Raw genomic sequence first — 21,193 nt, 5'->3', positions numbered from 1 at the left:
GGTCCGTTCGGCGGTGAGCCCTTCGGGAGCGATCCCTTTCGGCGTGACCCCTTCGGCCGTGAGCCCCTCGGGCGCGGGCGGGGGTCAGCCCTGGATGACGGAAGGGTCCATCCACATGACCTCCCAGGTGTGGCCGTCCGGGTCGTCGAAGGCGCGCCCGTACATCACCCCGTGGTCCTGGGTCTCGCCGCTCGCCGAGCCGCCCACCGCGATCGCCTTGTCGACCAGTTCGTCGACCTTCTCGCGGCTCTCGGCGCTCAGACACAGCAGCACCTCGCTGGTCCTCGTCGAGTCCGCGATCTCCTTCTTCGTGAAGTCCGCGTAGCGCTGCTTGTTCAGCAGCATCGCGACGATCGTGTCGCTGATGACGACGGACGCGGTGTTCTCGTCCGAGAACTGGGCGTTGATCGTGTAGCCGAGCTCCGAGAAGAACTTCTTGGACACGTCCACGTCGTTCACGGCCAGGTTCACGAAGATCATCTGCTGGTACATGGGAGGTCCTCCGTCGGGTGAGTTGCTGTTCGGAGGGTCAGACCGGGGCTCCGCCGAAAAGTCATCGGTCCCGGCGAATCTTTTTCGTACGCGCACTCGATCGCGCGGCCTGCCCTGTCTCGTACGCCGGGTCAGCGGGCCAGTGGTACGGCCGCCAGCTCCGCGACCGCCCAGGTCAACGGGGTGAGGACGGCGATCAGAGCCCCGGCGCGGAGGGCGGCCGCGGCGCGCAGTGCCGAGGCGGGTGCGCCGATCCGCAGCAGGGCCGCGGTGGTGTCGGCGCGCGTGTCCCTCGCCTCGACGGCGGCGGTCAGCAGCGTCGCCAGGGCACAACCGGCGACGAGCAGCAGGCCGAGGGTGGTGAGAGGGCCGATGCCGGGGCGCGTCGTGGTGTAGAGCACGGCCATGGCGTACGTGCCCGACGCCACCGCGCACAGCACGCCGAGCGGGCGACCGATGCCGGTCGCCTGCTCCATGAGCACGCGTCCGGCGAGCAGGCGCGTGGCGCTCGGGCGTACGGACTGGAGGAGTCTGCCGCAGAGGTGGGTGAGGGCGGGGCCGGCCAGGGCGAGGCCCAGTGCGGTGAGGGCCCAGCCTGCGAGTACGCCGAAGGGGGCTCCTGTGAGGCCGCCCGGCAGCGGGGGGCCTTCGTGGGGGCCGCCGCTGCCTGCGTACGCCTCTGCCGCGAGGCCTGCGGCCAGGACGGCTGCGCCCCAGGGGAGGCCGGTGGGGGCGGGGGTGGGGGTGGGGAGGGGGTGGTGGGGGTCGTTGGGGATCTGCGGGTCCGTGGGGGCTTGTCGCGCCGTTCCCCGCGCCCCTTCCGGGATGGGGTTGTTGGGACTCTGCGGGTCCGTGGGGGTCGGTCGCGCAGTTCCTCGCGCCCCTTCCGGGGCCAGGTCGTCGGGGATCTGCGGGTCCGCGGTGGCTGGTCGCGCCGTTCCCCGCGCCCCTTGGTGGGTGGGGTGGGGCGGTGTGTCGAGTGCTGCGGGCGTGTGGGGGTGGTGGGGGTCGTCGGGGATCTGCGGGCCGGTGGGGGCTTGTCGCGCCGTTTCTCGCGCCCCCTTCGGGGCGGGTGGTTCGCTGTTCGGGTGGGTGCCGAAGCGGCCGTAGGTGCCGGAGCCGATGCGGTCCGTGGAGCGGCCGTAGCCGCCGAAGCCGCCCAGGCGGGCCGGGCGTCCGCCTGCCGGGGGGAGCGGGCCCCGCGGGCGCAGTACGACCGCGCTGGCCGCGGACGCGAGGGCCGGGACCAGGGCCAGCAGTGTGAGCGTGGCGGGCAGGGGCAGTGGCTGGTTGGCGGCGAGGAAACCGGCCGCGTCGCCGTCGAAGGGCAGGCCCGTCAGGTCGCCGCGCAGGTGCAGGAAGATCAGCAGGGCGACCATCGAGCCCAGCGTGCAGGACACCGCGGTGGAGACGGCCGCCAGGATCATCAGCTGCCCGGGTCCCAGGCCGATCGCCGCGAGCCCGGCCCGGGGGCGGGTGGCCGGGTCGGTCCGGGCGACGGCGACCGCGAACTGGACGGTGGCCGCGATCGGCGCGAGGCACCAGGCGAGCCGGAGCACGGCCGCCGTGGACGCGTCCGGATGCCCCATCGCGTACCCCAGGGTGCACAGGAGCAGGAAGCCGGTGCCCGCGGACGCCGCGGCGACGAGGAGCCGGCGGAACTGGACGGCGGGGTTGGCCCCGCGGACTAGGCGGAGAGCGAGCACGCGGCCCGGCCTTCCGTCTCGGCGGGCCCGGTCGGCACGTCGGGCTCGGGTGGTTCCGCGGCCGGCGGCAGATGGACCGTGTTCACGCGCCGCCCGTCGAGCAGCGACACCGTGCGGTCGGCGAGCGCCGCGGTGTCCGCGTCGTGCGTGGCCAGGACGACCGTGATGCCGTGCGAACGGGCCGCCGCGGTGAGCGTGCGCAGCACCTGGGCGCGGTCGGCGCGGTGCAGCGGCGCGGTGGGCTCGTCGGCGAAGATCACGCTCGGCGCGGGCGCCAGGGCGCGGGCGATGGCGACCCGCTGGCGCTCCGACTGGAGCAGGGCGTACGGGCGTTTGCGGGCGCAGCCGCCGACGTCGAGGCGGTCCAGCCACTCCAGCGCGGCGGTCTTGGCCCGGCGGCGGCTCACCCCGCGCAGCATCAGGAGCAGGGCGGCGTTCTCCCAGGCGGTCAGCTCGGGGACGAGGACCGGCGCCGGGTCGATCCAGCCGAAACGGTCGCGGCGCAGCCGCTCGCGCTTCATCGGGCTCATGGTGTGGACGGGGGCGCTGTTGAACCAGACCTCGCCCTGCTCCGCCAGGAGCTGTCCCGACAGGCACTGGAGGAGCGTCGTCTTGCCGCTGCCGCGCGGGCCGCCGACGGCGAGGATCTCGCCCTCGCGAACCCCGATCGAGACGCCGGTGAGTGCGGGTGAGCCGTTGTGTGTGACGTGCAGGGCACGTGCCCAGAGCACGTCGTTGTCCGGCGGAGCCGCCATCGCGTACACCTCTTCAGATCTGATTTGCGCTGCCCGGGCGGCCTCGGAAGGTCGCGGGGTCCCCCGGTCGGGGGAACGAAGGCAGGGCCGATCGGTCACTGGGCACGCTAGGGAGTCGGGGGCCGGAGGCCGGACAGCACGCGGCCCCGGGGCGCGCATTCTCACTCGAACGGGCGCCACCGGGGCCGGTGTTGATCACTTGTTCAGCTCAAAGGCTGAGCCGACGGCCGGGCGGGGGTCTGAGCCGACAGGTTCAGCTCAGCCGTACCGGCCGACGGCCTCCGCTCACAGCTTCGTCCAGGCCTCCGTCAGGACCTGGCGGACGATCCCCTCGATCTCGTCGAACGTCGACTGGTCGGAGATCAGCGGCGGCGACAGCTGGATGACCGGGTCACCGCGGTCGTCGGCGCGGCAGTAGAGGCCGTACTCGAAGAGCTTCTTGGAGACGAAGCCGTAGAGCACGCGCTCCGACTCCTCGTCCGTGAAGGTCTCCTTGGTGGCCTTGTCCTTCACCAGCTCGATGCCGTAGAAGAAGCCGTTGCCGCGGACGTCGCCGACGATCGGCAGGTCGTGCAGCTTCTGGAGGGTGGAGAGGAACGCGCCCTCGTTGTCGAGGACGTGCTGGTTGAGGTTCTCGCGCTCGAAGATGTCGAGGTTCGCGAGGCCCACGGCCGCCGACACCGGGTGACCGCCGAAGGTGTAGCCGTGCAGGAAGGTGTTGTCGCCCTGGTAGAACGGCTCGGCGAGGCGGTCCGAGATGATGCAGGCGCCGATCGGGGAGTAGCCCGAGGTCATGCCCTTGGCGCAGGTGATCATGTCCGGTACGTAGTCGAACTTGTCGCAGGCGAACATCGTGCCGAGGCGGCCGAAGGCGCAGATGACCTCGTCCGAGACGAGCAGCACGTCGTACTGGTCGCAGATCTCGCGCACCCGCTGGAAGTAGCCGGGCGGCGGCGGGAAGCAGCCGCCGGCGTTCTGCACGGGCTCCAGGAAGACGGCGGCGACCGTCTCCGGGCCCTCCATGAGGATCTGCTCCTCGATCTGGTCGGCGGCCCAGCGGCCGAAGGCCTCGGGGGAGACGCCGGAGCCGTTGTCGAGGAACGCGGGCGCGCGGTAGATGTTGGTGTTCGCGACCTTGTGCGCGCCGGGGACCAGCGGCTCGAACGGGGCCTTCAGGGCGGGCAGGCCCGTGATGGACAGGGCGCCCTGCGGGGTGCCGTGGTAGGCGACCGCGCGCGAGATGACCTTGTACTTGGTCGGCTTGCCCTGCAGCTTGAAGTACTGCTTGGCGAGCTTCCACGCCGTCTCCACGGCCTCGCCGCCGCCGGTGGTGAAGAAGACCTTGTTCAGGTCGCCGGGAGCGTGGTGCGCGAGGCGCTCGGCCAGCTCGACGGCCTTCGGGTGGGCGTACGACCAGATCGGGAAGAAGGCCAGTTCCTGGGCCTGCCTGGCGGCCGTCTCGGCAAGCTCGGCGCGGCCGTGGCCCGCCTGGACCACGAACAGACCGGCCAGACCGTCGAGGTAGCGCTTGCCCTTGTCGTCGTAGATGTAGGTCCCCTCGCCACGGACGATCGTGGGGACGGGCGCGTTCTCGTACGAGGACATGCGGGTGAAGTGCATCCACAGGTGGTCGTACGCGGTGCGGCTGAGGTCCTTGGCAGTCACGGCTATCGGGTTCCCCACATGTAGGTCTGCTTCTTGAGCTTGAGGTAGACGAAGCTCTCGGTGGAGCGCACGCCGGGCAGGATCCGGATGCGTTTGTTGATGACGTCCAGCAGGTGGTCGTCGTCCTCGCAGACGATCTCGGCGAGGATGTCGAAGGAGCCCGCGGTCATCACCACGTACTCGACCTCCGGCATGGCGGTCAGCGCGTCCGCGACCGGTTCCAGGTCGCCGTCGGCGTTGATGCCCACCATGGCCTGCCTGCGGAAACCCACGGTGAGCGGGTCCGTGACGGCGACGATCTGCATCACGCCCTGGTCGAGCAGCTTCTGGACGCGCTGGCGCACGGCCGCCTCGGAAAGGCCCACGGCCTTGCCTATCGCCGCGTACGGCCGGCGGCCGTCCTCCTGGAGCTGCTCGATGATGCCGAGGGAGACGGCATCCAGCTGGGGGGTGCCGCTTCTGGACTCACGGGAGTCCCGGGGATCCCTGGGGTCTGCGCTTCGACTGGCCACGCGCTCACTGTGCACGAGGGCTCGACAGTTCCGCAAGGTGTGATCGATGAAATTCGTTGTTTACGTGTTCCAAGGCTGCGGATTTCGCAGCTCTGGGACCGGTGGGGGTGTTGAAAACGTCGGGATGAGGATTAGGGTGGTAGGCCAGGCGTCTCAACCAGTGGACACCTGGGACGAAGGACCGTAGAAGAACAGTCGTAGGACATTCGTTGTGGACATCCGTTGTGGACATCCGACAGGAGGGCCGGGCAGTGAGCACCGAGCTGCGTCGTCTGCGTAATTACATCGCCGGAGAGTTCCGCGATGCCGCCGATGGACGGACCACGGACGTGGTCAACCCCGCGACGGGCGAGGCGTACGCCACCGCGCCGCTGTCCGGTCAGGCCGACGTCGACGCCGCGATGGAGGCCGCCGCCGCTGCCTTCCCCGCCTGGCGCGACCAGACCCCCGCCGAGCGCCAGAAGGCCCTCCTGAAGATCGCGGACGCCTTCGAGGAGCGCGCCGAGGAACTGATCGCCGCGGAGGTCGAGAACACGGGCAAGCCCATCGGACTGACCCGGTCCGAGGAGATCCCGCCCATGGTCGACCAGATCCGCTTCTTCGCGGGCGCCGCGCGCATGCTGGAGGGCAGGTCGGCCGGCGAGTACATGGAGGGGCTGACCTCGATCGTCCGCCGTGAGCCGGTCGGTGTCTGCGCGCAGGTCGCGCCGTGGAACTACCCGATGATGATGGCCGTGTGGAAGTTCGCCCCGGCGCTCGCCGCGGGTAACACGGTCGTGCTCAAGCCGTCGGACACCACCCCGGCCTCCACGGTCCTGATCGCCGAGATCATCGGCTCGATCGTCCCCGAGGGCGTCTTCAACGTCATCTGCGGCGACCGTGACACCGGCCGCGCGATGGTCGAGCACCGGATTCCGGCCATGGCGTCCATCACCGGTTCCGTGCGGGCGGGCATCTCCGTCGCCGAGTCCGCCGCCAAGGACGTCAAGCGGGTCCACCTGGAGCTGGGTGGCAAGGCGCCCGTCGTGGTCTTCGAGGACACCGACATCGCCAAGGCCGTCGAGGACATCTCGGTGGCGGGCTTCTTCAACGCGGGCCAGGACTGTACGGCCGCCACCCGCGTTCTCGTACAGGAGTCCATCCACGACGAGTTCACGGCCGCGCTCGCCAAGGCCGCCGCCGACACGAAGACCGGGCAGCCGGACGACGAGGACGTGCTGTACGGGCCGCTCAACAACCCGAACCAGCTCAAGCAGGTCTCCGGCTTCATCGAGCGGCTGCCCGCGCACGCCAAGGTCGAGGCGGGCGGGCACCGCGTCGGCGAGAAGGGCTACTTCTACGCCCCGACCGTCGTCTCCGGTCTCAAGCAGGACGACGAGATCATCCAGAACGAGGTCTTCGGCCCGGTCATCACCGTCCAGTCCTTCACGGACGAGGCCCAGGCCGTCGCGTACGCGAACGGCGTCGAGTACGCGCTCGCCTCCTCCGTCTGGACGAAGGACCACGCGCGCGCGATGCGCATGTCCAAGGTCCTCGACTTCGGCTGCGTGTGGATCAACACGCACATCCCGCTCGTCGCGGAGATGCCGCACGGCGGCTTCAAGCACTCCGGCTACGGCAAGGACCTGTCGGGGTACGGCTTCGACGACTACACGCGCATCAAGCACGTGATGACGTCGCTCGGCTGAGCGTTCGGTAGGCGACAGGCGACAGGCGACAGGCGGTAGGCGGTAGGCGGTAGGCGGTACGGGATACGCGGCACGCGGTACGTGGCCCCGGGCGGGAGTTGGTCCGCCCGGGACCTCCGGGGTCGCGGATCAGCCGCTGAGGACGAGCCCCTCGGTGCTCGACTCCGTGTCACCGTCCTCGTCGCCGTCCTCGCGCCGGTCGCTGTTCCCCTTCTCGTCGCCGCCCTTCTCGTGCTGCCGGATCTCGCCGCAGCCGCCGGGGGCCGGGAACGGGCCGTCGCCCCTCCCGGGCAGGTCACCGGGCGGGACCGGGAGCTTGACGCCGATGTCGTCGAGGATGTCCTGACAGGCCTTGGCGGCCTTGCGGAACTCCTTCGAGGTCGGGTCCGGGCGCTTCGCCCCGTCACCCTCGCCCCTGTCGATCCGTACCTTCACCCCGCGGCCCCCGTCCGCCGTGTAAATGACGATGTCGAAGTCCTCCAGACCGTTGTCGCGCATGCACTCGGTGTACGCGCGGGACGCCTTGTCCTGGCGCTCCCAGTCGGTCGAGTCGTCGTCCTTCGGCGGCTCCGGGGACGACGAGCCGCCGTCGGACGACGAGTCACCGTCCGGGGACGAGGACGAGGACGAGGGCGATCCGGCGGCCACGGACTGGCCTGCGTACACCCCGCCGAGGGCGAGAGCGCTGATCAGGGCGCAGGCCGCGGTCAGCCGGCGGTGCCGTTTCGTCGAACTTCGCATGAGGTCCTCCCTGGTGGTCACGGCTGCGTTGCCGTCCCGGGGATGTCGGCCCCGGTCGGGAACACCTCAGCGCGCGGGCGGTTACGGCACGGGAACGGGCGCTCTTACCACCCTGTTACCGCCCGGCGGGCACGCTGGCCCCAGGGTTCGCAACAGCCGGAGACGCAGCCGGAGATGCCGATGCGCGTATTGGTGGTCGAGGACCACGAAGAGCTCGCCGAGACCGTCGCGGCGGGACTGCGCAGAGAGGGGATGGCCGTCGATCTCGCACTGGACGGCCATGCGGCGCTTGAGCGGGCCACGGTCAACGGATACGACGTCGTCGTGCTCGACCGTGACCTGCCCGGACTGCACGGTGACCGGGTCTGCCGGGCCCTGGCCGAGGGGGGCAGCCGGGCGCGGGTACTGATGCTGACCGCGTCCGGCACGGTCGCCGACCGGGTCGCGGGGCTCGGCATGGGCGCCGACGACTATCTGCCGAAGCCCTTCGCCTTCACCGAACTCGTCGCGCGGATACGGGCCCTGGGGCGGCGCGCGCAGCCCGCGTTGCCGCCCGTTCTGGTCCGCGGCGACCTGCGGCTCGACCCCGCCCGCCGGGTGGCGTCCCGCGAGGGGCGGCACCTGCCGCTCAGCCCGAAGGAGTTCGCGGTCCTGGAACTGCTGATGGCGGCCGGCGGGGCGGTCGTCTCCGCGGAGGAACTGCTGGAGCGCGGCTGGGACGAGGCGGCCGACCCCTTCACCCAGACCGTCAAGGTCACGGTCAGCCGGCTGCGCCGCAAGCTCGGTGACCCATCGTTGATCGAGACGGTGGCGCAGGCCGGGTACCGGGTGTGAGTGGCGTGGGTGCGGCGCGCGGGTGGTTCGCGTTCCCGGGGGCGCGGAGGGGGCGGCGGCCGCAGAGCGTCCGGTGGCGGCTGACGCTGCTCTACGGCGGGCTGTTCGTGGTGACGGGGGCGGTGCTGCTGGCGCTCACGTACGCGCTCGTGGCCGAGGACCAGTCGCTGGCCGTGTCGGGGTCGGGGTCGGGCGAGCGGCCGACACCGGGGGGCGCGGACACGGGGGACGCGGGCTCAGGGCCCGTCGTGAAGCCGGGAGCGGGAGCGGGGAAGGCCGCGGTCGAGAGCTATGTGCGCGAGCGGCTGGCCGTCCAGCGTGACGACCAGCTCCACCAGCTGCTCATCGAGTCGGGGATCGCGCTCGGCATCATGGTGATCGCCTCACTCGTCCTCGGATGGCTGGTCGCGGGGCGGGTTCTCGCGCCGTTGCGGGACATGGCGGTCGCGGCCCGGCGGATCTCCGCGGACGATCTGCACCGGCGTCTCGCCGTGTCCGGCCCCGACGACGAACTCAAGGACCTCGCCGACACGTTCGACGACCTGCTTGCCCGGCTGGAGGGCGCCTTCGAGGCGCAGCGGCGGTTCGTGGCCAACGCGTCGCACGAGTTGCGTACCCCGCTCACCCTTCAGCAGGCCGTCATCGACGTGGCGCTGGCCGATCCGCGCGCCGACGCCGCGTCCCTGCGGGCGGCCTGCCTGCGGGTGCGGGCCGCCGGGCAGGAGCAGGAGCGGCTGATCGAGGCGCTGCTCACGCTGGCGCGGGGGCAGCGGGCCGAGCCCGCGCGGGAGTCGGTGGATCTCGCTGTCCTGGCGGGTGAGTTGCTGCCTGAGGGCGGGGCGGGGGCGGGGGCGGAGGCAGGGGCTGGGGCAGGGGCTCGGACAGGGGCCGGGGGCAGGCTTCGGCCCCGGGTGGACGCCGAGCTCGGCTCCGCGCCGCTCGTCGGGGACCCGCATCTGGTCGGGCGGCTGGTGAGCAATCTGCTGGAGAACGCCGTCCGGCACAACGTGCCCGAGGGGGAGGGCGGTTGGGTCACCGTCTGGACCGGGGTCGTGGACGGGCGGGCGTCTTTGCGGATCGCCAACAGTGGACCGGTGGTGCCGGTCGATCAGGTGGGGGTGCTGTTCGAACCGTTCCGGAGGCTGGGGGTGGAACGGGTTCGGGGGCGTGCCCGTGCCCGGGTCCGGGAGGGGGCGGGGCTGGGGTTGTCGATCGTGGCGGCGATCGTGGGGGCGCACGGGGGTGTGGTGGAGGCGCGGGCGCGGGGGGAAGGGGGGTTGTGGGTGGAGGTGATGTTTCCGCCCCCGCCGCCCCTACCCGTTCCCGTCCACGACTCGGGGGCGCTGCCCCCGAACCCCCGGTCCTCAAACGCCGGACGGGCTGAGATGTCCCCGGACCGGCGGATACCTGCAGGCCGTCCGGCGGACACCTCCAGCCCGTCCGGCGTTTGAGGACAAAGGGGGGCGACGGGGCGTAGCCCCCCATGCGTGGACGGGAACGGGTAGGGGCGGCGGGGCGACACCCTGTCGTGCCGTCGCCGGACCGCTGGACGCAACGTCCATTGCCCACCCGCCACCGCACCCGCCAAGCTGCGGACGTGCCAGCGAACCGGAGCCACCCGACCCCGAAAACCCTCATGGACCGCCGCACCCTGCTGCGCACCCTCGGCACGGGCGCAGCCGCGACGCTCGCCGCCGGCTGCGGCGTACCGGCCGCGTACGTCGCCCCGAAGGACCGGCGAAGAAGCGATATGTCGGCCACGGAGAAGCGTCTTACCTGGGCGAACTGGCCGCTGTACATCGACACGGACGACGAGGACGAGTCGCGTCGCCCGACCCTGGACGCCTTCGAGGAGCGGACCGGGATCGCGGTCACGTACACCGAGGAGATCAACGACAACGACGAGTTCTTCGGCAAGGTCAGCCCGTCCCTGATGAACCACCAGGAGACCGGCCGGGACCTGATCGTCATCAGCGACTGGATGTGCGCCCGGTTCGTCCGCCTCGGCTGGGTCCAGGAGATGGACCGCTCCCGGCAGCCGAACGTCACCAGGTACCTGGACCCGCAACTGCGTTCCCCCGCCTTCGACCCGGGGCGCCGCTCCACCGTGCCGTGGCAGTCGGGGGTCACCGGTGTCGCGTACAACCGCCGCAGGCTGGGCCGGGAGATCCGGCACGTGTCGGATCTGTGGGCCGGCGACCTCAAGGGCCGGGTCACGCTCCTTTCGGGGCTCGACGAGGCGTTCGCGCTGCTCATGCAGGGCGACGGTGTCGACATCACCCGGTGGACCGCGGACGACTTCCACACGATGTGCGACCGGGTCGACGAACTCGTCCGCGCGGACCACATCCGCCGTTTCACGGGCAACGACTACATCAAGGACCTGTCGAGCGGCGACGTGCTGGCCTGCCAGGCGTACAGCGGTGACGTGATCCAGCTCCAGGCCGACGATCCCGACATCGAGTTCGTCGTGCCGGAGGAGGGTGCCGAGCTCTGGTCCAGTCCCTGATGATCCCGAACCTCGCCCGCCACAAGGCGAACGCGGAGGAACTGGTCGACCACTACTACGAGCCCGCCGTGGCCGCGGAACTTGCCGCCTGGGTCAACTACGTCTGCCCCGTCCCGGCCGCCCAGGACATCCTGGCCTCCGCCAAGGACGAGGAGACCGCGGCCCTCGCCGAGGACCCGCTGATCTTCCCCGGCAGCGCCATGCGCAAGCGGCTCGCGATCGCCCGCGACATCACGGCGAAGGAGCGTACGGAGTTCGCGAAGCGCTGGAACGCCATCGCCGGCCTGTAGCCGGGCTCCGTGACTCCGGCGCCGGCCGCCCCTTGTCATAGCCAATAAAGTGAATAAGGTATTAGTGGGGTACTGAGTGGGTCCGGCGAAAGGGGACACCCCGTGTCCGACAGCGGAAGCGGATATCTGCGGTACGTCGCTCTGGGCGACAGCCAGACCGAGGGGCTCGGCGACGGTGACGACGTGACGGGGCTGCGCGGATGCGCCGACCGGTTCGCGGAGGAGCTGGCGAAGGGGTCCCCGGACGTCCTGTACGCCAATCTCGCCGTCCGCGGGCGCCTCGCCGGGCAGGTGCGCGCCGAGCAGCTCCCGCCGGCCCTCGCGCTGCGGCCCGACGTGGCCACCGTGGTCGCCGGCATGAACGACCTGCTGCGTCCCCGCTTCGACGCGGACGAGGTGGGCGCCCACCTGGAGGCGATGTTCGCCGCGCTGACCGGCCAGGGAGCCCGCGTCGCCACGGTCACCTTTCCCGATGTCGGCCGGATCAGCCCGCTGGCCCGGCCGCTCGGCCGCCGGGTCCTCGCCCTGAACTCCCGTATCCGGGAGGCGGCCGGACGCCATGGAGTGGTCATCGCGGACATGTCCGCCCACGAGGTGGTGACGGACCCCCGGCTGTGGAGCCCGGACCGGCTGCACGCGAGCCCGCTCGGCCATGCCCGGATCGCCGCCGCGGTCGCGCACGCCTTCGGCCTGCCGGACAGCGACGAGGCCTGGACGCTGCCCCTGCCGCCCGGTGCGCCGGTGCCCACGCGAGCCACGCGGCTGCGGGCCGTCGGGACGGAACTGCGCTGGGTCGGCGGCTTCCTGGGGCCCTGGCTCCTGCGCCGGGTCCGGGGCCGTTCGTCGGGCGACGGCCGTCGGGCCAAGCGGCCGGAACTGCTGCCGCCGGTCCGCCTCGCAGCCGCGTCCTTGACTGATCAACGAGTGGTCAGTGAGTGATCAACGACTGAGCAACGCCTGATCACGGCGGTGCTAGCTTGAGCTCATGGCGTTGCGCAATGCGGTGATGGCCGCGCTTCTGGAGGGTGAGGCGTCCGGGTACGACCTCGCGAAGGGCTTCGAGGCCTCGGTCGCCAACTTCTGGATGGCCACCCCCCAGCAGCTCTACCGCGAGCTGGAGCGCATGGAGGGCGAGGGGCTGGTCTCCGCCCGCGTCGTCCAGCAGGAGCGCCGGCCCAACAAACGGCTCTTCTCGCTGACCGAGTCCGGACGCCGGGTGCTGCGTGCGTTCGTCACCGAGGGTCCCGCGAAGCCCCTGGCCATCAGGGACGAGCTGATGGTCAAGGTGCAGTGCGTCGACATCGGTGACACCGACGACATCGAGGCCGTACGGACCGCGGTCGCCGAGCGGGTGGAGCGGTCCGCCGCCAAACTCGCCCGCTATCTGCGGATGCGGGAACGCATGCTGGCCGGCCGCACCGAGGACGAACACCTCGCGTCCGCCGACCGCATCGGCCCCTACCTCACCCTCCAGGGCGGCATCGCCCTGGAGCGCGGGAACCTCCAGTGGGGCGAGACCGTCCTGAAGCGCCTCGCACAGCGCGTCGCGGCACTCGGCGACACGACCCCCGAGCCCGCGCCCGCCCCTGAGCCCGCGCCCGCCCCCGCCCCCGAGCCCGCGCCCGCGCCCGCGGACGATCCGGGCACCCCCTAGGCGCCCTCACTCCTCGAAGGCAGCCCGTACGATCCGCTCGGACACCGGGTTCATGTCCTCCGACTTCGCGTCCGTCGCGTTGACCGAGTACACGAGTGTGCGGGACAGATCGCGGGTGGCCGCGACGAGCGTGCTGTACCCGGGGCGCGCTCCCGACTTCAGCCAGAGGATCTTGCCGTTGCCCAGGTCGTACCTCTGGAGACCGGCGCTCATGGTGGCGCCCGGCACGTCGGGCAGGGTGAACATCTCCTTGTCCAGGAGGGGTTGGGGGACCAGCCGGCCTCGGAACAGCGCCTGCAGGAGCCGCTCCAGGTCGGCCGTCGTGGAGATCATGTCGCCCGCGGCCCACCGGTCCGACATGTTCCACTCGGTGGCGTCCACCAGCCTGCCGTCCGCCAGTTGCTGGTAGCCGCGGTTGTGCGGTCCGTGGATACGCGGGTCGGGGCCACCGGGGAAGGACGTGTGCCGCATCTTGGCCGGCCGCAGGACCCGTACCGCCGCCTGGTGCTCGTACGAGTCGCCGGTGACCTTCTCTATGAGGAGGCCGAGCACGGTGTAGTCGATGTTGCTGTAGTTCTGCCGCTCGCCGGGGCGGAAGGCGGGGCCCTGGGCGACCGAGGCGGCGACCACCTTCTCGGGCGTCAGCGTCTCGTACCGCCTCTCGTACCCCTCGCCGTCCACGTCCCCGAGAGTCGCGCCCGGCTTCAGCCCGCTGGTGAAGGTGAGCAACTGCCGTACGGTGATGGGCTCGAAGGCCTTCGAGAGCAGGCCGGGGAGGTAGGTCTGGACGTGCCCGTCCAGGTCCACCCGGCCCTCGGCGACGAGCTGGAGCACGACGGCCGCGGTGACGACCTTGGTCGTGGAACCGGCCCGGAAACGCCCGTCCGCCAGCGCCTTTCGCCCACTCGGCAGATCGTGCACCCCGGCGCTGCCCCGCCAGACACCGTCCGTGCCCGACACCCGTACGAGCGCGGCTGTCGCGTCGTCGTCCGGGAGCCCCTGGAGCGCGGCGCGCAGCGCCCGGCCGGTGGTCGGATCCACGGCCCCACGCACTACGGAGGCCGTGAGTGTGGGAGCGGCGAGGGCGGTCCCGGCCACGGGGCCCGCGGTCAGACCCAGAACCAAGAGGGCGGCACAGGCGGTACGGGTACGGGTCCGTGTATGTGGATGTGTACGGGTGCTGGCACGCGGATGCATCGGCTGACTCCCGGGTGATCGGTGACCTTCATCCTCCGGGTGTACGCCGTCCCGTGGATCCTCCTCCGGGAGGGCGGCGACCCTGGCCGAACCCCGAGCAACTCCCTTACGAGGCAAGGGCGTTGTCAGGGATTTCCCTGAGGGTCCCGCTCAGGGAGATCCCGCAGAGGCACGCTCAGGCGGGGCTCAGGGAGCGGAGTGTGTCGACGCGGTTCGTCGTGATCGAGTCGACGCCCGCGGCGAGGAGCCGGCGCATGGACCGCCGGGTGTCGGGCGTCCACACCGAGACCAGGTACCCGTCCTTGTGGACCCGGTCGACGAGGTCGCGGTCCACCAGCCCGAAGCGGTAGTTGAGCCACCGGGGCCGTACGGCGTCCAGCAGCGCGGGCCGCGGCGGGGCGAGGCTCGTCCAGGTGAGGGCGATCTCGGCGGCGGGGTCGGCCGCGCGGACGGCGAGCATGGCGGCGGCCCCCGCGCAGAAGTACACGCGCTCCTCGGCGCCGAAGTCCCGGACGGCACCGATGATCCGGTGGACGGCGCGGCCGTCCACCGGACCGGGCAGGTCGATCATGAGCCGGCCCTCGTCCGTCGCCTTGAGGGCTTCCTCCAGCGTGGGAATCCCGCCCGAGGTCAGGCCCCGTACCTCGTCGGCGGAGAGCGAGCGCAGCGGCCGGTCCTGTTCCCACAGCCGCTTCAGCGTGTCGTCGTGGAGCAGGACGGGCACGCCGTCGCGGGTCGGGCGGACGTCGATCTCGACAGCGTCCGCGCCCCGTCGGAGCGCGGAACGCAGGGAGTCGAGCGTGTTCTCACGGACGCGGTAGGGGTCGCCGCGATGGGCCACGGCAGTCACGGTACGCATCGGCCCATTGTGCTGGTGGGCCGCCTCAGGGCGCGAGCCACCCGGCGGTGTACGTGTCGATCTCCGCCGCCAGGGCCGCCTTGCCGGGGGCGTCCAGGAAGGAGACGTCGACGGCGTTCTTGGCGAGCTCGGCCAGACCCCGCTCGTCGAGGCCGAGGAGGCGGGCGGCGACCGCGTACTCGTTGTTGAGGTCGGTGCCGAACATCGGCGGGTCGTCGGAGTTGACCGTGACGACGACGCCGGCCTCCACGAACGTCTTCATGGGGTGCTCGTCGAGGGTGCGGACCGCGCGGGTGGCGATGTTCGAGGTGGGACACACCTCCAGCGGGATCCGGTGTTCGGCGAGGTGCGCGAGGAGTTTCGGGTCGCGGGCGGAGCTGGTGCCGTGGCCGATGCGCTCGGCACGCAGGTCCGTCAGCGCGTCCCACACCGTCTCCGGACCGGTCGTCTCGCCCGCGTGCGGTACGGAGTGCAGGCCGGCCGCGATCGCACGGTCGAAGTACGGCTTGAACTGCGGCCGGGGTACGCCGATCTCGGGCCCGCCGAGCCCGAAGGAGACCAGGCCCTCCGGGCGGAGCTTGTCGGTGGTCGCGAGCCGGACCGTCTCCTCGGCGGATTCGAGCCCCGCCTCGCCGGGGATGTCGAAGCACCACCGCAGGATCGTGCCGAAGTCGGCCTCGGCGGCGATGCGGGCGTCCTCGATGGCGTCCATGAAGGCGCCCTCGTCGATACCGCGGCGGGTCGACGAGAACGGCGTGATCGTCAGCTCGGCGTAGCGGATCTGCTGCCGGGCCATGTCGCGGGCGACCTCGTACGTGAGGAGGCGTACGTCCTCGGGGGCGCGGATGAGGTCGACGACGGACAGATACACGTCGATGAAGTGGGCGAAGTCCGTGAACGTGAAGAAGTCGACCAGGGCCTCGGGGTCCGACGGCACCTTGGAGTCATGGTGGCGGGCGGCCAGCTCGGAGACGATCCGGGGGGAGGCGGAGCCGACGTGATGGACGTGCAGTTCGGCCTTGGGCAGTCCGGCGATGAAGGCGTGCAGGTCGGTCAAGGTTCCTCCCCAGGAACGGCGCCGGGCCGGTGTGCGGCGGGTCGGCGCGGGTGATCGGCTGATCGGTGGTGCGGTGCGGTGCGGTGCGGTGCGGTGCGCGTGGTGCGCGTGGTGCGTGCGTGCGGTTCTTGGGGATCATCGTAGGCCGCGGTCCGCTGGGGGGAAGGCTTGGGCCGTAGCATGACGCCACGTACGACAGAGGGGGACTCCGCGCATGGCCGAGGACGCGCAGGCATCGGGTGGGCCGGTCGACGAGCCGGGGAAGGTGTCTCTGGACAAGCCGTCCACGGAGCCGAATCCCTGGGCTCCGCCCGTGGACGCGGGGGGCTCGCGAGGGGCCGGGCCGTCCTCGGTGCACGACCGGCAGACCGTGACGTCGTTCCCCGTGACGCCGGATCCGTACGCGGCGCCGGGCTCCGCGGTTCCGCCGCCGCCGGTTGCGCCGGGAGGGCCGGGGCAGGTGCCGTACGGGTACGGGCCGCCTGTGCACGGGCATACGCACGGGTACGGATATCCGGCTTACCCCGTGCAGGGCGGGCCCGGGTACGGGTGGCCGGGGGCGCCCGGGATGCATGGCATGCATGGCATGCATGGCATGCCCATGGGGCCGAGCAACGGGCTGGGGACCGCGTCACTCGTGCTCGGGATCGTCGCGGCGGTCGGATTCTGTCTCTGGCCGGTGGCGCTCGCGTGCGGGATTCTCGCGGTGGTCTTCGGGGCGATCGGGCGGGGGAGGGCTCGGCGGGGGCAGGCGACGAACGCGGGGCAGGCGTTGGCGGGGATCATCTGCGGGGCGGTCGGGGTCGCGCTGGGGATCGCGTTCCTGGTGGTGTTCCTGGTGCTGCCTGACACGGAGATCGATGACTCGGGGAGTGGGGACGACGGCTTCAGCACGTCGTTGACTGCGGTCGGCTGAGCGGGGGTTTGGCTGGCGCCTGGGTGCGGGTGCGGGTGCGGGTGAGCGGGGGCTGAGGCTTTTTGCGCAGTTCCCCGCGCCCCTTGAGGGTGGGATCGGCGCGTGGTCTCCTGCGGCCCGGTGGGGGCTGGTCGCGCAGTTCCCCGCGCCCCTGGGGTGGGTTTGGCGCGTGGACATGTGCGGGCCGGTGGGGGCTTGTCGCGCAGTTCCCCGCGCCCCTTGGGGGGTGGCCCGTCTGGTGGGTGGACGGGTGCGGGTAGTCGTGGGCTTGTTGCGCAGTTCCTCGCGCCCTCTAAGAGAAGCTCGAAGCGGCCCGTTGCTCCGGCAGGGGGCCGCGCTCCACACAGGGACCGGCGACGGCCGGGCCCCTTTAGGGGCGCGGGGAACTGCGCGACCAGCCCCCGCCGGGCCGCAGGAGACCACGCGCCCGATCCGTTACGCCCTCGTAGGGGAAACGCGCCCCATCCGTCGGGCCCCGCAACGCAAAGGGAAACGCGCCCGGCCCCGCAGGGAAGGGGAGCCCAGCTCCGCCGGGCCCGCAGGGAAATGTGAGGTCAACACCGCCGGGCCCCGCGAGGGGGCGGCCGGTCGTCGTCGGGGTGCGGGTGCAGGCCGGATGTAGGCACCGTTCACGCGGAGCGCAAGCGCTCCCGGGCCCTCATCAGGGCGAAGCCCAGCAGGTTCGGGCCCTGCCACTGCGTGGGGTCGGACGCCCGGGCGTCGTCCGCGGCCAGCCCGATCCCCCAGACCCGGTCCACAGGACTGGCCTCCACCAGCACCCTCCCCCAGCCTTCGGCCGGGGAGGCCCCCGTCTCGCTTCGCCCACCCGTGCCGAGCAGAAACCCGCGAAGTGCGTCGTCGGACGCGAACTTCGCCACGCTTCCCTCCACCACGATCCCGAACCGCTCCCGCTCCCACACGGACTCGTCGAACCCACGGACCAGCCGCCCCGCCTTCTTCGCGAGGGCGGGATTCGGTGCGTCGAGTGCCCGCTGCTCCGCCTCCGCGTCACCGAAGAGCCGCGCCTTGCGCGCCATCATCCAGTGCTCCGCCGTCCGGTACTCCACCCCGTCCACCGTGAACGGCGACGGCCACCACTGGCTCAGGCAGCTCGACCCGATCCGCCCGTCCGCCCGCGGCCGGTGCCCCCAGAAGTACAGGTACTTGACCTTCGCCCCCGCCCGGACCGCGCTGACCAGCGACTCCCGCGACGTGATCCCCGATTCGATCTCCCCCATGCACGCGAGTCTGGCACGCACCACTGACAATCCGTCCCGCCTTTTCCTCAGCGACTCGACACCTGGTCGACAGATTCCGTCGCGTAACCAAATGGCAACAACGGAATCACTTGTTGGAGCACCATTGCTCTGTCAGGATCGGCACTCAAATCGAGCTGGAGCTACGCCGACCCCTCGGGTTCGGGGAGTGCGGCGGAGGAGAGCGAAATGCACAATCCGGGCCATCGCTTCCAGGCGCAGGACCGCTTCGCGGCCGGCGCGCAGTACATCGCGGGCCGGCCGGTCAAGGGCACGTCGGGCCGGAACCACACCGTCGTCGACCCCGCCACCGGCGACGACCTCCACACGTACCAGCTGGCGGGCCCGGACGACGTGGACGCGGCGGTGCGGGCCGCCCGGGAGACGTTCCCCGGCTGGTCCGGCGCCACCCCGGGTGAGCGCTCCGACGCCATGCACCGCTTCGCCGCCGTGCTCGCGGACCGCGCCGAGGAGTTCGCGCAGGCCGAGTCCCTGCAGTGCGGCAAGCCGATCAAGCTGACCCGGGAGTTCGACGTCCCGGGCACGATCGACAACACCGCCTTCTTCGCGGGTGCGGCCCGGCACCTCCAGGGCCAGTCCGCCGGTGAGTACTCCGGCGACCACACCTCGTACGTACGGCGTGAGGCGATCGGGGTGGTCGGCTCCATCGCCCCTTGGAACTATCCGCTTCAGATGGCCGCCTGGAAGGTCCTCCCGGCGATCGCCGCCGGCAACACGATCGTCCTCAAGCCCGCCGAGCTGACCCCGTTCACCTCCCTGCTGTTCGCCGAGGCGGCGACCGCGGCGGGCATTCCTGACGGTGTCGTCAACATCGTCACGGGGGCGGGGAGAGACGCGGGCGAGCACCTTGTGGGCCACCCGGACGTCGTCATGACCTCCTTCACCGGGTCCACCGCCGTCGGCAAGCGCGTCGCCGAGATCGCCACCTCCACGGTCAAGCGCCTCCACCTGGAGCTCGGCGGCAAGGCCCCCTTCGTGGTCTTCGACGACGCGGACCTGGAGGCCGCCGTGCACGGCGCGGTCGCGGGCTCGCTCATCAACACGGGCCAGGACTGCACGGCCGCCACGCGCGCGTACGTGCAGAGGCCCCTGTACGAAGAGTTCGTGTCCAGGACCGCGGAGCTGATGGAGAGCGTCCGGCTCGGCGATCCGTTCGCCCCGGACACCGATCTCGGGCCGCTGATCTCCGTCGCCCAGCGCGACCGGGTCGCGGGCTTCGTCGACCGGGCGCGCTCCTACGCGCGTGTGGTCACCGGTGGCGAGATCCCGAAGGGTCTGGAGCGCGGCGCGTACTACCGGCCCACCCTGATCGCGGACGCCGCCCAGGACAGCGAGATCGTGCAGTCCGAGATCTTCGGCCCGGTCCTGGTGGTCGTCCCCTTCGACAGCGACGACGAGGGCATCCGCCTTGCCAACGACACCCCGTACGGTCTGGCGGCCTCCGCGTGGAGCCGTGACCTGTACCGGGCGAACCGGGCCACCCGCGAGATCAAGGCGGGCTGTGTGTGGGTCAACGACCACATCCCGATCATCAGCGAGATGCCCCACGGCGGTTACAAGGCGTCCGGATTCGGCAAGGACATGTCCTCGTACTCGTTCGAGGAGTACACACAGATCAAGCACGTCATGTTCGACAACACCGCGGTGGCCAGGAAGGACTGGCACCGCACGATCTTCGGGGACCGTTAGTCGCCATCGGCCCGGACCAGGCCGAAACCACCCGAAAGGGCACCACGAGCATGGAGCAGTACGAGCCCGACCAACTGTCCCCGGCCCGACTGGCCGCCGTGCGGCGCAGCCTCCGCAACGGCAGGGCCTCCCTCAGCCGCCGTTCGCTGCTGCGTGCCTCGACGGGCGGCGCGCTCGCCCTCGGCGGCCTCGGGACCCTGAGCGCCTGCGGGATCCCCGCGGCGAAGAACACCGCGGGCGTCTCGTCCGAGGACCATTCGGCCAAGGAGAAGCAGATCAACTTCTCCAACTGGACCGAGTACATGGACGTCGACGACAGCGAGAAGCGGCACCCGACGCTCGACACGTTCGCCGAGCGCACCGGCATCGAGGTCAAGTACACCGAGGACATCAACGACAACGTCGAGTTCTTCGGCAAGCTCAAGCCGCAGCTCGCGGCGGGCCAGGCCACCGGGCGCGACCTCATCTGCGTCACCGACTGGCTGGCCGCCCGGCTGATCCGCTTCGGCTGGGTGCAGAAACTGGACGCGTCCAACCTGCCGCACGCCTACGCGAACCTCTCCCAGCAGTTCCGCACCCCCGACTGGGACCCCGGACGCGCCTACTCGTATCCCTGGACCGGTATCTCCACCGTCATCGCCTACAACAAGAAGGCGCTGGACGGCGTGGAGGTGAAGTCCCTCTCCGACATGCTCGACAACCCGAAACTCAAGGGGCGCATCGGCCTCCTGTCCGAGATGCGCGACAGCATCGGCATGACGCTGCTCGATCTCGGCAAGGACCCGGAGAAGTTCACCGACGACGACTTCGACGCGGCGGTCGCCCGGCTGCAGAAGGCCGTCGACAAGGGCCAGATCCGCCGCTTCACCGGCAACGACTACACGTCCGACCTCACCAAGGGCGATCTCGCGGCCTGTCTGGCCTGGGCCGGCGACGTCGTCCAGCTCAAGGCGGACAGCCCGGACGTCGACTTCCTCATCCCGGACAGCGGCTATCTGACGTCCACGGACAATTTGCTGGTCCCCAACAAGGCGCGGCACCAGTCCAACGCCGAGCGGCTCATCGACTACTACTACGAGCCCGGTCCGGCCGCCCAGCTGGCCGCGTACATCAACTACGTCTGTCCCGTCGACGGTGTGAAGGCCGAACTGGCGAAGATCGACAAGTCGGCGGCGAACAACCCGCTGATCATTCCCGACGCCACCATGGCGGCCAAGTCGCACTCCTTCCGCTCCCTGAGCACCAAGGAAGAGACGGCGTACGAAGAGAAGTTCGCAAAGCTGACGGGGGCGTGATCACCGTGACCACCAACAACAGTGCGAAGAACAGCACGACGGGCAGCACGACGGGCA

18 protein-coding genes and 1 pseudogene are annotated in these 21,193 nt (G+C 71.1%); 9 read left to right on the top strand and 10 right to left on the bottom strand.

All coding sequences use genetic code 11. The features are described 5' to 3' along the window. Window positions 1–84: 84 nt before the first annotated feature. From C6Y14_RS39705 to C6Y14_RS39685, 5 genes are all read right to left on the bottom strand, one after another. Complete coding sequence (locus C6Y14_RS39705; protein ID WP_107021786.1) at window positions 85–492, bottom strand: VOC family protein; 408 nt, start codon at window positions 490–492, stop codon at window positions 85–87. 131 nt (window positions 493–623) lie between these two features. Next, window positions 624–2,198, bottom strand: a complete 1,575-nt coding sequence (locus C6Y14_RS39700) for a hypothetical protein (RefSeq protein WP_107021785.1) — start codon at window positions 2,196–2,198, stop codon at window positions 624–626. Continuing rightward, on the bottom strand, window positions 2,180–2,953 hold the full coding sequence (locus tag C6Y14_RS39695; RefSeq protein WP_107021784.1) for an ABC transporter ATP-binding protein: 774 nt from the start codon (window positions 2,951–2,953) through the stop codon (window positions 2,180–2,182). The genes C6Y14_RS39700 and C6Y14_RS39695 overlap by 19 nt, the downstream gene beginning before the upstream one ends. A gap of 285 nt (window positions 2,954–3,238) precedes the next feature. After that, on the bottom strand, window positions 3,239–4,636 hold the full coding sequence (locus tag C6Y14_RS39690; RefSeq protein WP_107021783.1) for an aspartate aminotransferase family protein: 1,398 nt from the start codon (window positions 4,634–4,636) through the stop codon (window positions 3,239–3,241). Then, window positions 4,621–5,145 (bottom strand): Lrp/AsnC family transcriptional regulator, encoded by a 525-nt coding sequence (locus C6Y14_RS39685; RefSeq protein WP_107021782.1) that lies wholly within the window; start codon window positions 5,143–5,145, stop codon window positions 4,621–4,623. The genes C6Y14_RS39690 and C6Y14_RS39685 overlap by 16 nt, the downstream gene beginning before the upstream one ends. 236 nt (window positions 5,146–5,381) lie before the next feature. On the opposite strand from C6Y14_RS39685, the gene C6Y14_RS39680 reads away from it, so the two are divergent. Continuing rightward, a complete protein-coding gene (locus C6Y14_RS39680) occupies window positions 5,382–6,818 on the top strand; it encodes a gamma-aminobutyraldehyde dehydrogenase (protein ID WP_107021781.1) in 1,437 nt (478 codons plus the stop codon). A gap of 129 nt (window positions 6,819–6,947) precedes the next feature. Here C6Y14_RS39680 and C6Y14_RS39675 read toward each other — a convergent pair whose 3' ends face one another. Further along, window positions 6,948–7,559 carry a hypothetical protein gene (locus C6Y14_RS39675; protein ID WP_107021780.1) on the bottom strand — a complete coding sequence of 204 codons (612 nt, stop codon included), beginning with the start codon at window positions 7,557–7,559 and terminating at the stop codon, window positions 6,948–6,950. A 180-nt stretch (window positions 7,560–7,739) separates the two neighbouring features. Here C6Y14_RS39675 and C6Y14_RS39670 point away from each other — a divergent pair, with 180 nt between their 5' ends. The 5 genes and pseudogenes from C6Y14_RS39670 to C6Y14_RS39650 all read left to right on the top strand — a co-directional run bounded on the left by C6Y14_RS39670 (window position 7,740) and on the right by C6Y14_RS39650 (window position 12,846). After that, window positions 7,740–8,393 carry a response regulator transcription factor gene (locus tag C6Y14_RS39670; protein ID WP_107021779.1) on the top strand — a complete coding sequence of 218 codons (654 nt, stop codon included), beginning with the start codon at window positions 7,740–7,742 and terminating at the stop codon, window positions 8,391–8,393. 5 nt (window positions 8,394–8,398) lie between these two features. Beyond that, on the top strand, window positions 8,399–9,844 hold the full coding sequence (locus C6Y14_RS39665; RefSeq protein ID WP_107021827.1) for a sensor histidine kinase: 1,446 nt from the start codon (window positions 8,399–8,401) through the stop codon (window positions 9,842–9,844). A 185-nt stretch (window positions 9,845–10,029) separates the two neighbouring features. Continuing rightward, window positions 10,030–11,192: pseudogene (locus tag C6Y14_RS39660) on the top strand (polyamine ABC transporter substrate-binding protein). A gap of 102 nt (window positions 11,193–11,294) precedes the next feature. Beyond that, entirely contained in the window at window positions 11,295–12,131 is an 837-nt protein-coding gene (locus C6Y14_RS39655) for an SGNH/GDSL hydrolase family protein (RefSeq protein ID WP_107021778.1), read from the top strand. A gap of 46 nt (window positions 12,132–12,177) precedes the next feature. After that, on the top strand, window positions 12,178–12,846 hold the full coding sequence (locus C6Y14_RS39650; protein ID WP_107021777.1) for a PadR family transcriptional regulator: 669 nt from the start codon (window positions 12,178–12,180) through the stop codon (window positions 12,844–12,846). Between the two features lie 6 nt (window positions 12,847–12,852). Here the strand turns inward: C6Y14_RS39650 and C6Y14_RS39645 are convergent, their stop codons facing one another. From C6Y14_RS39645 to C6Y14_RS39635, 3 genes are all read right to left on the bottom strand, one after another. Continuing rightward, window positions 12,853–14,043, bottom strand: a complete 1,191-nt coding sequence (locus C6Y14_RS39645; protein WP_107021776.1) for a serine hydrolase domain-containing protein — start codon at window positions 14,041–14,043, stop codon at window positions 12,853–12,855. Window positions 14,044–14,218: 175 nt separating this feature from the next. Further along, entirely contained in the window at window positions 14,219–14,902 is a 684-nt protein-coding gene (locus C6Y14_RS39640; protein ID WP_107021775.1) for a glycerophosphodiester phosphodiesterase, read from the bottom strand. A 25-nt stretch (window positions 14,903–14,927) separates the two neighbouring features. Continuing rightward, the gene (locus C6Y14_RS39635; protein WP_107021774.1) at window positions 14,928–15,959 is read right to left on the bottom strand and encodes an adenosine deaminase; all 1,032 of its coding nucleotides are present in this window, start codon (window positions 15,957–15,959) and stop codon (window positions 14,928–14,930) included. 586 nt (window positions 15,960–16,545) lie between these two features. Between C6Y14_RS39635 and C6Y14_RS45770 the strand changes: the two genes are divergently transcribed. Then, complete coding sequence (locus tag C6Y14_RS45770; RefSeq protein ID WP_318658084.1) at window positions 16,546–16,875, top strand: DUF4190 domain-containing protein; 330 nt, start codon at window positions 16,546–16,548, stop codon at window positions 16,873–16,875. 629 nt (window positions 16,876–17,504) lie between these two features. Here C6Y14_RS45770 and C6Y14_RS39625 read toward each other — a convergent pair. Next, window positions 17,505–18,113: an NADAR family protein gene (locus tag C6Y14_RS39625; RefSeq protein WP_107021826.1), complete on the bottom strand. Its 609-nt coding sequence runs from the start codon at window positions 18,111–18,113 to the stop codon at window positions 17,505–17,507. A gap of 207 nt (window positions 18,114–18,320) precedes the next feature. Between C6Y14_RS39625 and C6Y14_RS39620 the strand changes: the two genes are divergently transcribed. Then, window positions 18,321–19,841: a gamma-aminobutyraldehyde dehydrogenase gene (locus C6Y14_RS39620; RefSeq protein ID WP_107021772.1), complete on the top strand. Its 1,521-nt coding sequence runs from the start codon at window positions 18,321–18,323 to the stop codon at window positions 19,839–19,841. A 50-nt stretch (window positions 19,842–19,891) separates the two neighbouring features. Next, the gene (locus C6Y14_RS39615; RefSeq protein ID WP_107021771.1) at window positions 19,892–21,136 is read left to right on the top strand and encodes a polyamine ABC transporter substrate-binding protein; all 1,245 of its coding nucleotides are present in this window, start codon (window positions 19,892–19,894) and stop codon (window positions 21,134–21,136) included. Window positions 21,137–21,193: the final 57 nt, after the last annotated feature.

Origin of the sequence: Streptomyces dioscori (genome assembly GCF_003024195.1) — a bacterium.
GTDB classification, from domain to species: domain Bacteria; phylum Actinomycetota; class Actinomycetes; order Streptomycetales; family Streptomycetaceae; genus Streptomyces; species Streptomyces dioscori.
This window is presented reverse-complemented; position numbering and strand designations above follow the sequence as displayed.

What these genes read in the sequence shown, in the direction of transcription:
- C6Y14_RS39705 (WP_107021786.1), bottom strand. Translation starts at nt 492, where the DNA reads ATGTACCAGCAGATGATCTTCGTGAACCTGGCCGTGAACGACGTGGAC.
- C6Y14_RS39695 (WP_107021784.1), bottom strand. Translation starts at nt 2,953, where the DNA reads ATGGCGGCTCCGCCGGACAACGACGTGCTCTGGGCACGTGCCCTGCAC.
- C6Y14_RS39675 (WP_107021780.1), bottom strand. Translation starts at nt 7,559, where the DNA reads ATGCGAAGTTCGACGAAACGGCACCGCCGGCTGACCGCGGCCTGCGCC.
- C6Y14_RS39670 (WP_107021779.1), top strand. Translation starts at nt 7,740, where the DNA reads ATGCGCGTATTGGTGGTCGAGGACCACGAAGAGCTCGCCGAGACCGTC.
- C6Y14_RS39650 (WP_107021777.1), top strand. Translation starts at nt 12,178, where the DNA reads ATGGCGTTGCGCAATGCGGTGATGGCCGCGCTTCTGGAGGGTGAGGCG.
- C6Y14_RS39645 (WP_107021776.1), bottom strand. Translation starts at nt 14,043, where the DNA reads ATGCATCCGCGTGCCAGCACCCGTACACATCCACATACACGGACCCGT.
- C6Y14_RS39640 (WP_107021775.1), bottom strand. Translation starts at nt 14,902, where the DNA reads ATGCGTACCGTGACTGCCGTGGCCCATCGCGGCGACCCCTACCGCGTC.
- C6Y14_RS45770 (WP_318658084.1), top strand. Translation starts at nt 16,546, where the DNA reads ATGCATGGCATGCCCATGGGGCCGAGCAACGGGCTGGGGACCGCGTCA.
- C6Y14_RS39625 (WP_107021826.1), bottom strand. Translation starts at nt 18,113, where the DNA reads ATGGGGGAGATCGAATCGGGGATCACGTCGCGGGAGTCGCTGGTCAGC.
- C6Y14_RS39620 (WP_107021772.1), top strand. Translation starts at nt 18,321, where the DNA reads ATGCACAATCCGGGCCATCGCTTCCAGGCGCAGGACCGCTTCGCGGCC.
- C6Y14_RS39615 (WP_107021771.1), top strand. Translation starts at nt 19,892, where the DNA reads ATGGAGCAGTACGAGCCCGACCAACTGTCCCCGGCCCGACTGGCCGCC.